Genomic DNA, 13,394 nt, shown 5'->3' on the forward strand with positions numbered 1-13,394 from the left:
TAACTTGTCGTACAAGCTAATCAAGAAGCGGATCACGCATGGAACCGCAACACGCTCGCAAACGCGGCCATAGCCGCGCCCATGACCTGGTTTCCAGCCTGACCCAGCAGATTTTGCTGGGCACCTTCAAACCAGGCGACAAACTGCCTTCGGAAAACACCTTGGTACGCGAGCACGGTGTCAGCCGCACAGTGGTCCGCGAAGCCTTGTCGAAGCTGCAGGCCTCTGGGCTGGTGGAGCCGCGCCACGGGATCGGTACGTTCGTGATGGAGCGCCAGGCCCAGGCCGGCCTGCGCGTTGCGGCGGAGAGCGCGGCGAATGTGCGCGATCTGCTGGAGCTGCGTATTGGCCTTGAGGGCCAGGCTGCCGCGCTGGCCGCACTGCGTCGTGATGAGGGGCAATTGGCGCGCATGCGCCAGGCGCTGGATGACTATCAGGACCTGGCCGCTGCCGGCGACAGCTGCATCGAAGCCGACCGGCGCTTTCACCTGCTGATTGCCGAGGCCACCGGCAATCTGTACTTCACCGAGATGCTGCAGCAACTGGGTAACGGCCTGATTCCGCGCAACCGCATGGCCCAGGCCGAGCGCGCGGGGGCCAAGCTGGCGCGGCAAGCGTACCTGGCCAACCTGGAGCATGAGGCGATCCTCAATGCCATCCGCCGACAAGACCCGGATGCGGCGCGGGCGGCGGTGTGCCTGCACCTGTCCAACAGCCGCGACCGGCTACTGCCAGACTGACTGTCAGGCAGTGCAAGGCACTCGGGCTTGATGCTACGAATAGAGTGGCGTGCAGGGTGGCCGTCACATCCAGCTACCCTGCCCTCACTTCACCAAGTCAGGCAGATCTTGCCGAAGTGCCGGTTGCTCTCCTGGTAACGGAACGCCTCGACGATCTGTTCCAGCTCGAAATGCTTGTCTACCACCGGCCGCAGGCCGTTGGCGTCGATCGCCCGCACCATCGCCTGCTGCTGCGCCCGGCTGCCAACCAGCACCCCTTGCAGCCGAATCTGCCGCACCAGCGCCTGCACCAGCGGCAACTGCCCGGCCACCCCGGTAAGGATGCCGATCAGCGAAACATGCCCGCCAATGCGCGCGGCAATCATCGACTGCTCCAGCGTCGCCGGGCCGCCCACTTCAATCACATGATCGACGCCGCGGTTGCCAGTCAGTTCGCGCACCTTCTCACCCCATGCCGGGGTGCTCTTGTAGTTGATCAGGTGGTCGGCACCCAGGGCCTTCAGGCGCTCCAGCTTGGCATCGCTGGACGAGGTGGCGATCACGGTCGCGCCGGCCAGCTTGGCGAACTGCAGGGCGAAAATCGATACACCGCCGGTACCCTGCACCAGCACCGTGTCGCCCGGTTTGAGGTGATCATCGCTCATCAGCGCGCGCCAGGCGGTAAGGCCGGCGGTGGTCAGGGTGGCAGCCTCGGCATGGCTGAAACCCTGAGGTGCCAGGGTGAAGGCGGTGGCGCGGGCAGTCACCTGCTCACGGGCGTAGCCATCGATGCCGTCGCCGGGCACCCCGGCAAAGCCCTCGACATTGGCCTGGCCATCGAGCCAGTCGGGGAAGAAGGTGCTGACCACATTGTCGCCGACCTGGAACTCAGTGACGCCAGCCCCCACTGCAACCACCTCGCCGGCGCCATCGGCCATGGGGATGCGTCGCTCGCTCGGGCCCCACATGCCGCTGACCACGGCGAAATCGTGGTAGTTGAGGGAACTGGCGTGCAGGCGCACGGTAATCTCGCCGGCCTGGGGGGCCTGGGCCTCGCAGGTGCCGACCTCGACCTTGTCGTAGCCGCCGCCGGGTTGTACGTAGATGGCCTTGCTGCTCATGGGTGGGTCTCCGTATCAGAGCAAAGAATGGGGTTCAGCATAGACAGATCCGGCCCTTTCGCGGGCACGCCCGCTCCCACAGGGGCACCACAGGCCCCGAGACGGGCGCAATACCTGTAGGAGCGGGCATGCCCGCGAAGAGGCCCGCATTGCCAAAACAAGCGTCAGCCCAGCATCACCTTCAACGCCCGGCAATCCGCCGCATGCCAATCCACCAGCTCTGGCCAGGGGTTGTCCGGCAGGTTCACCAGCACCGTGCGTGCCCCCGCAGCCCGCCCACAGTCCAGGTCAAAGCGGTAATCCCCCACCATCACCAGTTCGCTCGGTGCCACGCCCCAGGCGCTGGCAATCTTCAGCAGCCCATCCGGGCTCGGCTTGGGCGCAGCCTCGTCACGCCCGAGAATGTGTTCCACCGGGAAGCAGTCCGCCAGGCCGATGGCCTCCAGCGTTACATGCGCAAGCTCACGCGCATTGCGGGTCAGAATACCCAGCCGGCACCCGCGCTCGGCCAACTCGCGCACCAGTTCCACCGCCCCGGTGGCCGCCGTGGAAGCCGTTGCCAGGTCCCTTTCGTGTTCCAGCAACCAGGCATGCTTGGCCGCCGCTTCTGCCGCCGGCAAGGCCGCCAGGTGGGTGAGGATGTCGTGTTCGGCCGGGATGTCCAGCGCCACCCGAATGGCGGCGAAGTCGTGCACGGCCACGGTCAGGGTGCCGTCCATGTCGAACACCCAGTTGCGCACCTCGCCCAGGCTCATGCCCAGTCCTTGCGATGGCGAATCAGGCCTTCCTGGCTCGACGATGCCACCAGCTGCCCGGCCTGGTTGAAAATGCTGCCGCGGCAGAAACCACGGGAATTGCCGGCCCAGGGACTATCGGTGGCGTACAGCAGCCACTCGTCGGCGCGCAGGTTGCCGTGAAACCACAGCGAATGGTCGAGGCTGGCGATCTGCATGTCGCGCTGCCACACCGATTTGCCATGGGGCAGCAACGCCGTGGTCAGCAGGCCGAAGTCCGAGGCGTAGGCCAGCATGTACTTGTGCAGGGCAGGCACGTCAGGCAGGTTGCCGTCGGCGCGGAACCAGGCGTATTTCACCGGGTCGCCCGGCTTGGGGTTGAACGGGTCGCGCTCGGTGACCGGGCGGATCTCGATCGGCTTGGCGCACAGCACCTTGTCACGGATGCGCTCGGGCAGCTGGTCGGCCATGGCACGGGCCAGTTCGACTTCGGTAGGCAGGTTTTCCGGGCCGACCACGTCAGGCATCTGCGCCTGGTGCTCGAAGCCTTCCTCGTCGTACTGGAACGACGCGCTGCAGGTGAAGATGGTCTGGCCCTTCTGGATCGCCGTCACCCGCCGTGTACTGAAGCTGCCGCCATCGCGCACGCGGTCTACCGAGTACACCACTGGAAGGCTGGCATCGCCCGGGCGCAGGAAGTAGCCGTGCAACGAATGCACATGGCGCGCGTCCTCGACTGTCTGACTGGCAGCCGACAACGACTGGCCCAGCACCTGCCCACCGTAAAGCTGGCGGAAGCCCAGGTCCTGGCTACGTCCACGGAACAGGTTCTCCTCGATGGATTCGAGGCTCAACAGGTCGACCAGGTCGTCCAACACATGACTCATCGGGGGATCTCCGTAGGAGCGAGCCTAGCTCGCGATGCGCCGCCCGAGCGGCGCTCGATTTCACAGGCGCTGAACGTGTTACGGGCAAGCGCCTTCCAAGTAGGCAAATGATACAGCGTTTGTCATTCGCGCCGGGCATGGCCGTGCATTCAGGCGCGCAGGGTGCGCTCCCAGTGCGCGCGGTCAATGCGGTACAGCACATGCGGGCGCAGTGGGTGGCCAGTGGGCAGGCGGGGGTGCTCGAAACTGCCGTGTGGGTCCTGCTGCATGCCGATGGCTTGCATCACCTTTTGCGACGGCAGGTTGCATTCGCTAGTGAATGACACGACCTCCTCCAGGCGCAACTGGGCAAAAGCACAACGCAGGCAGGTCCACGCCGCTTCGCTGGCAAAGCCAAGGCCCCAGTGGCGACGGGCCAGGCGCCAGCCAATCTCTACGGCGGGGGTGAAATCGGCGTCAAAGCCCACGTGCAGCAAGCCAGTCATGCCGATGAACGCGCCGCTGTCCTTGCGCTCCAGAGCCCACAAACCAAAACCGTATTCATTGAAGTGCCCACGCACCCGGCCGATCAACGCAGCGGCCTCAAGACGCGTCAACGGCGCCGGAAAGTAACGCATTACCTGCGGGTCGGCGCACAGCGCGGCGAACTCGCGCAGGTCGTCGTCATGCCATTGGCGCAGCACCAGCCGTGCGCTTTCCAGTTCAAGAATAGGGGTCATCGGGCCTGCTCCGGTTTTGCCGTGTTGCAGTTTACAGCGTAGGCGCGGGCGCGGGTTTCACCCAGCCGGTAGTAGCCGAATGCAATTTTCACACGCCCTTCACCGGCCCCCGACAGGCCACTTGGCAGGATTCCGCCATCCCTGCCGTGCCAAGCACGGCTATGCCAACGGAGCCACACATGCAATCGAGCAATACCCTGGGGCACTCTGCCATTCACGCCCGGCGCAAGCGACGCCTGACCCGCAAAGCCCTCGGAGCCGCCCTGGGCCTGTGCATGGTCGTGGCGGCGTTGACCACCTGGCTGGCGACGAGGACGCATATCGTGGACCTTGGCAACGAGCAACAACTGAGTGACAGCGGCCTGCTGCAGGACTGGGCCGAAGGTGCGGTGATCGTGATGATCCGCCACGCTGAACGCTGCGATAGCGCCCCCGGCCCTTGCCTGGACGACCCTACGGGTATCACCCTGAGCGGTAGCCAGGCCGCTGCCCGCGTTGGCCAGGGGCTGCACCGGCTGGGCCTGAACAACGCCGACTTGCTCACCAGCCCGAAACTGCGCACCCGGCAAACCGCGCACTTCATCCTCGGCCAGGCGGTGGTCAGCGAAGACTGGCTGGAAAGCTGCGACAGCCAGTTCGCCAACGAAGCGCTTGCACACAAACGCGCGGGCCACAACCTGGTGCTGGTGACTCACAACGGCTGCATCGACCACTTTGCCCGCCAGCAGCACGTTGCCGGCGGCGAACGTCAAAGCAACTATGCCAGCGCCCTGTTCGTATCGGTGGATAGCAATGGCAAGGCCCGCATCCTGGGGCGCCTGAACGAACCGGACTGGCAACGGGTACTGGCCAGCGCCGCAAAGTGATACGGGCCACAGCAATCCCGTGCAGGCGATTGAGCAGCAAAGCTGGCCCGGCCATGGCAAGATCAGGACCTGGCCCTGATTACGACCTCAACCATGCCGTTGCCGCTGATCTACCACGAAGATTACAGCCCGGAGTTCCCCGCTGAACACCGCTTCCCGATGGACAAGTTCCGACTGCTGCACGACCACCTGGTCGGCAGCGGGCTGACCACCGACCAGGCCCTGCTGCGCCCGGACATCTGCCCCAACGACATCCTCGCCCTGGCCCATGACCGCAGCTACATCGAGCGCTACATGAACGGCGAGCTGTCGCGCGAGGACCAGCGCCGCCTCGGCCTGCCCTGGAGCGAGGCCCTGGCCCGGCGTACCGTACGCGCCGTCGGCGGCTCACTGCTGACTGCCGAGATGGCGTTGCAGCACGGCATCGCCTGTCACCTCGCCGGTGGCACCCATCACGCCCATTACGACCACCCCGCCGGCTTCTGCATTTTCAACGACCTGGCGGTCATCAGCCGCTACCTGCTGGAAGCAGGCAGGGTACACCGGGTGCTGATCTTCGACTGCGACGTGCACCAGGGTGACGGCACCGCGCGCATCCTGCATGACACGCCCGAGGCCATCACCGTGTCGCTGCACTGCGAACAGAACTTCCCCGCCCGCAAGGCACAAAGCGACTGGGACATCCCTCTGCCCCGAGGCATGGGCGACGCGGCCTACCTGAAAGTGGTGGACGACGCCCTCAACTACCTGCTGCCGCTTTATCAACCCGACCTGGTGTTGTATGACGCCGGTGTCGATGTGCACAAGGACGACGCCCTGGGCTACCTGCAGCTGACTGACGCAGGCGTTGCCGCCCGTGACGAAGCCGTGCTGCGCCATTGCCTGGGCCGCGATATCCCGGTGGTGGGCGTGATCGGCGGTGGCTACAGCAAGGACCGCACAGCCCTGGCCAAACGCCACGGCATCCTTCACCACAGCGCCGCACGTGTCATGGGTTGTTCACAATGACTGTGGAACCGCTTGTGGATAACCTGCGCGAAAGGCGCTGTAGCCCTTTACTGGCAAGGCCTGCGTGACACTGTCTATTTTTTGACCAGTGCTTCCGTGGGCAGCGCTGCGGTAGAATGCGCCTCTTTTCCACAGCCTGCTGCCCACCATGCCCGATCTGAACCCCGCATCCCATCCCCCCGCTGTCGTCATCGGTGGCGGCCCCGCCGGCCTGATGGCCGCCGAAGCACTGGCCAAGGCAGGCCTGGCGGTCGAGGTGTTCGATGCCATGCCTTCAGTGGGCCGCAAGTTCCTGCTGGCGGGTGTCGGCGGCATGAACATCACCCATTCCGAGCCTTACCCGGCGTTCGTGGCCCGTTATGCCGAACGCCAGGGCGAAATCGAGGCCCTGCTACGCGACTTCGATGCGGACGCGTTGCGCCAGTGGATTCATGGTTTGGGCATCGAAACCTTCGTCGGCACCTCGGGCCGGGTGTTCCCCACCGACATGAAAGCCGCACCGTTGCTGCGTGCCTGGCTCAAGCGCCTGCGCGACAACGGGGTAGTTATCCACACCCGCCATCGCTGGCTGGGCTGGAACACCGATGGCAGCTTGCGAATTGCTTATCCACAGGGCGAACGGCAGGTGAACGCCTCGGTCGTGGTGCTGGCGCTGGGTGGCGCCAGCTGGGCGCGCCTGGGTTCTGACGGCAGCTGGCAACCGCTGCTGGCAGAGCGGGCTGTGGATATCTCGCCTTTGCAGCCGAGCAACTGCGGTTTTGAAGTAGAGGGCTGGAGCGCGCTGCTCAAGGACAAGTTCGCGGGCGCACCGCTGAAGAACATCGCCCTCAGCGTCCCGGGCAGCGCACCGCGCAAGGGCGAGTTCATCCTCACCGCTCAAGGTGTGGAAGGCAGCCTGGTGTATGCCTGGTCGGCACCGGTACGCGAGGCCATCCACCGTGAAGGCCGCGGGGTGTTGTTGCTGGATCTGCTGCCAGACAAGCCTGTGGACAAGATTGCCCAGGCACTGGCCAAACCACGCGGTTCACGCTCCATGGCCAAGCACCTGCACAGCCAGCTGGGGATTGATGGGGTCAAGGCAGCACTGCTGCGCGAGCTGACGGATCCGGCGACCTTTACCGACGTTGATGCCTTGGCTCGAGCCATCAAGGCATTGCCCATCACTCTGGTACGCACGCGGCCGCTGGATGAAGCGATCAGCAGTGCCGGCGGGGTCCGCTTCGAGGGGCTGGATGAGGGGTTGATGGTCAAGGCCGTGCCGGGGGTATTCTGTGCCGGCGAGATGCTGGACTGGGAGGCGCCGACCGGGGGTTATCTGCTCACGGCGTGCTTTGCCAGCGGCTTGCGCGCCGGGCGGGCAGCGGCGAACTGGCTGATGCGGTCAGCCTGATGGATTGCGGGGCCGCAAAGCGGCCCCAAAACCTCAAGGCTTACGCTTGCGCGGCCCACTATTGAAGCTCGGCACCTTGCGCACAGCCTTCACCGCTGGCTCCGCACTGCCAGCTTCACTGCTGTCCATCCAGCGCCCCAGCCCGCGCTTGGCGCTGTTTTCTTTCGGCTTCTTGGGCTTCTTCGGTTTCTTGATAACCTGCCCGCTGGCATCGGTCATCGGCACCCGGTGCTCGGGGATGAAATCCGGCTCTTCATGACGCGGCAGGGTCTGCCGGGTCAGCACCTCGATAGCCGCCAGCAGTTGCACTTCATCCGCACACACCAGCGAAATCGCCTCGCCCTTGTTGCCCGCCCGCCCGGTACGCCCGATGCGGTGCACGTAGTCTTCGGCAACGATCGGCAGATCGAGGTTGACGACCAGCGGCAAGTCATCGATATCCAGGCCACGGGCCGCCACATCGGTCGCCACCAGCACTTGCACCTCACGGGCCTTGAAGCTGTCCAGCGCGCGCTGGCGGGTCGCCTGTGGGCGATCACCGTGGATGCCGTCGGCATTTACGCCTTCGGCCAGCAAGCGCTCCACCAGTTGATCGACGCCATTGCGGGTCTTGGCAAACACCAGCACCTGCTTCCAGCGCTGTTTGCGCAGCAGGTGGCAGAACAGGTCGGCCTTGCGCTTCTTGTCCACAGGCACCAGCCACTGCTTGACGCTGGCGGCCGTGGCATTACGCGGGCTCACCTCGATACTGAGCGGGTCATTCAGCGCAAGCCCCGCCAGCATGCGAATCTGATCAGAGAAAGTGGCAGAGAACAGCAGCGTCTGGCGCTTGCGTGGCAGTGCCGCATACACCGACTGCAGTTCTTCGGCAAAGCCCAGGTCAAGCATGCGGTCGGCTTCATCCAGCACTAGGGTCTGTACCTGGTTGAACTTCACGGCGTTCTGCCGGAACAGGTCGAGCAAGCGGCCAGGGGTAGCCACCAGCAGGTCGACACCCCGGCGCAGGCGCATCATCTGTGGGTTGATACTGACCCCGCCATACACCGCGTAAGTACTCAGCGGCAGGTTCTCGGCGTATTCGCGCACGTTGTTGTGCACCTGCTCGGCCAGCTCGCGAGTGGGTACCAGCACCAAGGCGCGGATCGAATTGCTGGCCACCTTCTCGCCCTCCAGCGCCAGGCGCTGCAGCACAGGCAGGGCGAAGCCTGCGGTTTTGCCAGTACCGGTCTGGGCTGCGGCCATCAGGTCGCGGCCGGCCAGCACGGCGGGGATGGCTTTGGCCTGCACCGGGGTCGGGGTGGTGTAGTCCAGTTGCTGCAGCGTGCGCAGCAGCGGTTCGATCAGGCCGAGTTTGGCGAAATTCATGGCAATACCGTCAGGGGGTTCAGCGAAGGCGGCAAGTTTACCGCATCGCCCCTGCCTACTTGCAGATTTCACCTTTCAACGGTGGCACAGGTACAGGCGCCTTGCGCCACTGTGGCAGGCCGATCAGCACCACCGCGCCGATGATCACGGCCATTGCCACGCACTCTTCAGCGCCAATCTGCTCACCGGCAAAGACGATACCCAGCAGCACCGCCACCGCCGGGTTGACGTAGGCGTAGCTGGTGGCCGCTGCCGGGCGCACGTGCTTGAGCAGGTACATGTAGGCACTGAACGCCAGGATCGAACCGAAGAACACCAGGTAGGCCAGCGCACCCCAGCCCGCGGCGGTCGGCAGCTGGGTCATGCGTTCGCCCGACAGCACACTGCCCAGCAACAGCACCGCACCACCGACCAGCATTTCCGCTGCGCTGGCCATCGGCCCCTGGGGCAGCGGCAAGGTCTTGCTCCACACCGAGCCGAATGCCCAGGACGCCGCCGCGAAGATGATCAGCGCCGCACCTATCGGGCTTGCCTGCAGGTTGGAGCCCAGGTTCAGCAGGCCGATGCCCACCAGCCCAAGGGCTATCCCCGCCCATTCCAGCTTCGAATTACGGTGCCCGAACAACAGGCCGAACAGCAAGGTGAACAGTGGCACCGTCGCCACCGCCAAAGCCGCCACGCCCGAAGCCACACCGGCATGCTCGGCCACGGTCACCCCGCCGTTGCCACAGCTGAGCAGCAAGAAACCGATCGCCCCTGCCGCCCGCCATTGCGGCCAGGTAGGCGCCGGCACGCCGCGCCAACGCAGAAAACCGTACAGCAGGCCCCCGGCAATCAGGAAGCGCACCCCGGCCATGAGCATCGGAGGCCAGCTCTCGACGCCGATGCGAATGAACAGGTAAGTGGAACCCCAGACCAGATAAAGGGCCAGGAAGGCGCCAATCAGCAACAGCGGGAAACGACGGGAGGCAGGCATGGGGAAAACTCGAAATCCGTTTACGGGTGGCTCAGTTTAACGGCCTGCCTGGGTGAAGGGACGTTACAGAACGGGTGCAAATGAGCGGCACAATTCGGGGGCGTGCGGCGTAGGCGACACCCCAGACGATCACCTGCTAGCCCTGACGGTACTTGGCCAGCGCTTCGCGCACCTTTGCAGCCGGGGTTTTCTGCAGCCGGCAAAGCAGATCGTGCGAGAGCTGCTGAACCCCGTGGTCCTGGTGCAACACACCCGCCAGATGCTGCAGCAGGTTGGCGGCCATTTCGGCATCGGCCATGGCCCGGTGCGCGGTGCCCGTGGCAGGCAACCCAGCCCAGCGCGTCAAAGTGCCCAGCTTGTGGTTTGGCGCCGCGGGCAGCAGGCGCCGTGACAGCAACAAGGAACACGCGAAGGGCTGACTGCGGCTGCGGCCAATACGGCCCAGCTCATAGTCCCAGAACTTCTGGTCGAAAGCAGCGTTGTGCGCCAACAATGGGGTGCTCCCAACGAACTCGGCCACCTCGTTCATCACTTTGTCCACCGACGGCGCACTACGCAGCATGGCGGTGGTGATGCCGGTCAGCCCTGCGACGAAGGCCGGCACCGGCACGCCAGCGTTCATCAGGCTCTGGTAGCGCTCGACAATGCGCCCCCCCTCAAGCATTACCACCGCCACCTCGGTGGCACGGCAGCCGGTAGCGGGGGAAATGCCGGTGGTTTCAAAGTCGATGACAGCGATACGTTCCATGAAAAAGACCTTAGTGTTTAAGCAACAGCGCGCCTTCGATGGGCACGTAGCGGGTGGCAGCACGGATCAGTGACAACGCCGTCAGCCCCGGCACGCCATACACCACCGCTTCGGTGCCATGGCGCTGGATTACCCGTTCCAGCAGCAGGTCGAAGTCACCGTCACCGGAGGCCAGCACCACCTGGTCGACCCGGCTGGCCGCGTCGATCACATCCAGGGTAATGCCCACATCCCAGTCGCCTTTGGCCGAGCCATCGCTGCGCTGGATAAACGGTTTGAGGCGCACATCGAAACCGAGGTTGCGCAAGATCTGCTGGAATTGCTGCTGTTTGCTGTCGCCACGGTCGATGGCATAGGCCACGGCCTCGACGATCTGGCCTTCGCGGCTGACGTCGGCCCACAGGGCGGTGTAGTTGAAATGGCAGCCGTGAGCCTGGCGCACGGTGTAGTAGAGGTTCTGCACATCGGCGAACAACGCGATCTTTTTCACCTGGGAACCTTATTTATGGCCTGGAGTGCTGGGGGGCAGTTCCGCAGCCCTTCGCGGGCACGCCCGCTCCCACAGGTATCACGCGTATATCTGTGGGAGCGGGCGTGCCCGCGAAGGGGCGCAAAGCGCCCCCGGAAATGCCAGCAGTATGCCAGACCTGTCAGACGTAAGAATCGTCGTCCGAGAAGAACCCGCCATCATCGCTGCCATAATCACTGTCGGCGTAACTGCCCTGGTCGTTACCCCAGCCACCGTTATCAGCCACTTGCTGCTGCCCGCCCTGATCGTTCCAGCCGCCACTGTCGCTGGCTGGCACCGGCTCTTCCTTGATGACCTCGACCACTTCTTCCGGTTGCGAGTTGTGGTTGAACAGGCTGCTGATACCCTGCGCCAGCAACACACCACCGGCCACGCCGGCAGCGGTCTGCATGGCCCCGCCAAGGAAACTGCTGGCCCCACTGCGCGCAGGCGCGGCACCATAGCCAGGCTGCGGCGCCTGAGGTTGGCCAAAACCAGGTGCCGACGGCTCGCGCCAGCCACCACCGGACGCTACCGGGGGCGCCGAAGGACGCTGTGGCTGCACCGCCGGCGCTGCGTTGCGCCCACCCGAACCAAAGATGCTGGACAAGAAACCACCCCCGCCATTGCTCGGCGCACTGCTGGCAGCCTGTGCCGCCTGAGCCTGGGCACGGGCCTGTTGCAGCTCGGCTTGCAGCTGCTTGTTCTGTTCGTCGAGGCGTTTGATCGCGGCCTCCTGCACCAGAATCGCCTGGGCCATGTAGTAAGGCGCTGCCGGTTGCTGACGCACATGCTGCTCGATGCACGCCTGGGCTTGTGCGTCACGCGGCTGGCTCGGGTCTTCGGCTTGCTTGAGGCGGCCGAACAGGCCGTCGATAAGGGTTTGTTCTTCAGTGTTCATGGGGCGACCTCGTGGGGTAGCGGGACAACGGACAGCGTCAAAGATGGGGCGTACAGGCGCGGGATTCAATCACTGTTGCGGTGAAACTTTTTTCAGCAAGTGACAGCCCCAGGCCTGCTTTGGGCTAAAGTTAGGCCCCTGTTTTTACTGCCATGCGATGTTGACTGATGAATCCGCTGAGCGTTCTGCGCGACTCCCTGTACTTCTTCCGCCGTCACCTGCCAAACATCCTCCAGCTGTGCCTGCCGCTGGTGGTGGTGGAAGCCCTGCTCACCCAATTGCTGTACCGGCAGATGGGCGACCAGGCATCACCGGCCTACGGCATGCTGGTCAGCCTGTTGTTCTACCCGCTGTACAGCGCAGCCCTGATCCTGTACCTGGACACACGCAGCAACGGCCAGGAAATCGCCAAGCGCGACCTGTTCGCCCGCGCCCTGCAGCTGTGGCCGCAACTGGCCCTGCTGATCCTGATCAGCTCGCTATTGATCATGGCCGGCCTTGCGCTGTTCATCTTCCCGGGGGTGTGGATCATGATCAACCTGGTGTTCGCCGAGTACCTGCTGGTACTGCGCGGCCGGCCGGTGGTGCAGGCGATGCGCGAAAGCGCAAGCATGACCACCGGGCACTTCATGCGCATCATGATCTGCGTTGTAAGCGTGCTGGCGCCGATCTGGCTGATCGACGGGCTGCTGCTGATGGCCTTCCCCGAGCCATCACCTGGGATGGAACTGGCCATGGACAGCCTCAGCGGCTTCCTGCAACTGTTCAGCACGGTGGTGCTGTATCGCCTGTTCATGTTGCTGGAAGGTGAAGCCGGCACCTGAGGCCAGCGGGGAATGTTTTCGATCTGATGGGCTGCCCAGCCCTGGCGCCAGAGTGCACTTCCTCAACGCCATTCAAGGAGTGCACCATGAACGAAGACATTCAGGCCGGTTACGCCCGCTCATTTCGCGGCCAGCTGTACATGCGCGCCCGCCACCGGGACATCCCGCTGCGACTCAGCCGCAGTACAGACAAGTTCGACTGGGGCATTACCCCCGAGGATGACTGGTTACAGGCGGGGGGAAGGCAGGACTCGCCGGTGATGGACTTTCATTACCACTCGCGGACCAACGATCGCCTGCACTACCGCATCAGCATGCCTGGGCGCCCGGAAACCAAGAAGCTAGGAGTCAGCCGTAATGGCTATCTGGGCTTTTACTGGCATGCAAACGTTAGCGAATACTGGAAAATCGAGCCGCTGGCGCTGACAGATGAAGGCCTTGTCTGCCATCTGCGCGACCAGCGGGGCTACAGGGTCGGCGTCCTCACGGATACGCCGCACAGGAGTGGGGAGTGGGTAGCCTTGCTCAACGTCGAGGAAGGCGAAGTGATCACTTTCCTATTGAGACAAGCAGATCAAGCTTCACTGGCGGGTGCAATACGATGAATGGCACGACCACTAACACGTCG

Annotated in this window: 15 protein-coding genes; 6 read left to right on the forward strand and 9 right to left on the reverse strand. The window is 64.3% G+C overall.

What is annotated here, in order from left to right; genetic code table 11:
* Positions 1–38: 38 nt before the first annotated feature.
* Positions 39–740, forward strand: coding sequence for a FadR/GntR family transcriptional regulator (locus tag QCL51_RS21875; RefSeq protein ID WP_103443733.1), 702 nt, complete (start codon positions 39–41; stop codon positions 738–740).
* Between the two features lie 89 nt (positions 741–829).
* Here QCL51_RS21875 and QCL51_RS21880 read toward each other — a convergent pair whose 3' ends face one another.
* The 4 genes from QCL51_RS21880 to QCL51_RS21895 form a co-directional block, all read right to left on the reverse strand.
* A complete protein-coding gene (locus tag QCL51_RS21880) occupies positions 830–1,840 on the reverse strand; it encodes an NAD(P)-dependent alcohol dehydrogenase (protein WP_028697637.1) in 1,011 nt (336 codons plus the stop codon).
* 164 nt (positions 1,841–2,004) lie between these two features.
* Positions 2,005–2,595, reverse strand: coding sequence for an HAD family hydrolase (locus QCL51_RS21885; protein ID WP_338444246.1), 591 nt, complete (start codon positions 2,593–2,595; stop codon positions 2,005–2,007).
* Complete coding sequence (gene tesB / locus QCL51_RS21890) at positions 2,592–3,461, reverse strand: acyl-CoA thioesterase II (protein ID WP_003249851.1); 870 nt, start codon at positions 3,459–3,461, stop codon at positions 2,592–2,594. Before tesB ends, QCL51_RS21885 begins: the two co-directional genes overlap by 4 nt.
* A 149-nt stretch (positions 3,462–3,610) precedes the next feature.
* Entirely contained in the window at positions 3,611–4,180 is a 570-nt protein-coding gene (locus QCL51_RS21895; RefSeq protein ID WP_021784365.1) for a GNAT family N-acetyltransferase, read from the reverse strand.
* A gap of 179 nt (positions 4,181–4,359) precedes the next feature.
* Between QCL51_RS21895 and QCL51_RS21900 the strand changes: the two genes are divergently transcribed.
* From QCL51_RS21900 to QCL51_RS21910, 3 genes are all read left to right on the forward strand, one after another.
* The gene (locus tag QCL51_RS21900) at positions 4,360–5,046 is read left to right on the forward strand and encodes a histidine phosphatase family protein (RefSeq protein ID WP_103463085.1); all 687 of its coding nucleotides are present in this window, start codon (positions 4,360–4,362) and stop codon (positions 5,044–5,046) included.
* Positions 5,047–5,139: 93 nt separating this feature from the next.
* On the forward strand, positions 5,140–6,054 hold the full coding sequence (locus tag QCL51_RS21905; RefSeq protein ID WP_021784367.1) for a histone deacetylase: 915 nt from the start codon (positions 5,140–5,142) through the stop codon (positions 6,052–6,054).
* A 148-nt stretch (positions 6,055–6,202) separates the two neighbouring features.
* Positions 6,203–7,444: a TIGR03862 family flavoprotein gene (locus QCL51_RS21910; RefSeq protein WP_338444248.1), complete on the forward strand. Its 1,242-nt coding sequence runs from the start codon at positions 6,203–6,205 to the stop codon at positions 7,442–7,444.
* 33 nt (positions 7,445–7,477) lie between these two features.
* Here QCL51_RS21910 and QCL51_RS21915 read toward each other — a convergent pair whose 3' ends face one another.
* The 5 genes from QCL51_RS21915 to QCL51_RS21935 all read right to left on the reverse strand — a co-directional run bounded on the left by QCL51_RS21915 (position 7,478) and on the right by QCL51_RS21935 (position 11,942).
* Positions 7,478–8,809: a DEAD/DEAH box helicase gene (locus tag QCL51_RS21915; RefSeq protein WP_338444249.1), complete on the reverse strand. Its 1,332-nt coding sequence runs from the start codon at positions 8,807–8,809 to the stop codon at positions 7,478–7,480.
* A 55-nt stretch (positions 8,810–8,864) separates the two neighbouring features.
* Positions 8,865–9,785: a drug/metabolite exporter YedA gene (gene yedA / locus QCL51_RS21920; protein ID WP_084851508.1), complete on the reverse strand. Its 921-nt coding sequence runs from the start codon at positions 9,783–9,785 to the stop codon at positions 8,865–8,867.
* A gap of 136 nt (positions 9,786–9,921) precedes the next feature.
* Positions 9,922–10,533 (reverse strand): 3'-5' exonuclease, encoded by a 612-nt coding sequence (locus tag QCL51_RS21925; RefSeq protein WP_028697640.1) that lies wholly within the window; start codon positions 10,531–10,533, stop codon positions 9,922–9,924.
* Between the two features lie 10 nt (positions 10,534–10,543).
* Positions 10,544–11,023, reverse strand: a complete 480-nt coding sequence (locus QCL51_RS21930; protein WP_004576858.1) for an NYN domain-containing protein — start codon at positions 11,021–11,023, stop codon at positions 10,544–10,546.
* A gap of 160 nt (positions 11,024–11,183) precedes the next feature.
* Positions 11,184–11,942, reverse strand: a complete 759-nt coding sequence (locus QCL51_RS21935; RefSeq protein ID WP_021784371.1) for a DUF2076 domain-containing protein — start codon at positions 11,940–11,942, stop codon at positions 11,184–11,186.
* Positions 11,943–12,109: 167 nt separating this feature from the next.
* Between QCL51_RS21935 and QCL51_RS21940 the strand changes: the two genes are divergently transcribed.
* On the forward strand, positions 12,110–12,766 hold the full coding sequence (locus QCL51_RS21940) for a YciC family protein (RefSeq protein WP_021784372.1): 657 nt from the start codon (positions 12,110–12,112) through the stop codon (positions 12,764–12,766).
* An 86-nt stretch (positions 12,767–12,852) separates the two neighbouring features.
* The gene (locus tag QCL51_RS21945; protein ID WP_338444252.1) at positions 12,853–13,371 is read left to right on the forward strand and encodes a hypothetical protein; all 519 of its coding nucleotides are present in this window, start codon (positions 12,853–12,855) and stop codon (positions 13,369–13,371) included.
* Positions 13,372–13,394: the final 23 nt, after the last annotated feature.

The sequence above is a fragment of the Pseudomonas sp. LTR0 genome (genome assembly GCF_036630035.1).
GTDB classification, from domain to species: Bacteria; Pseudomonadota; Gammaproteobacteria; order Pseudomonadales; family Pseudomonadaceae; genus Aquipseudomonas; species Aquipseudomonas putida_Y.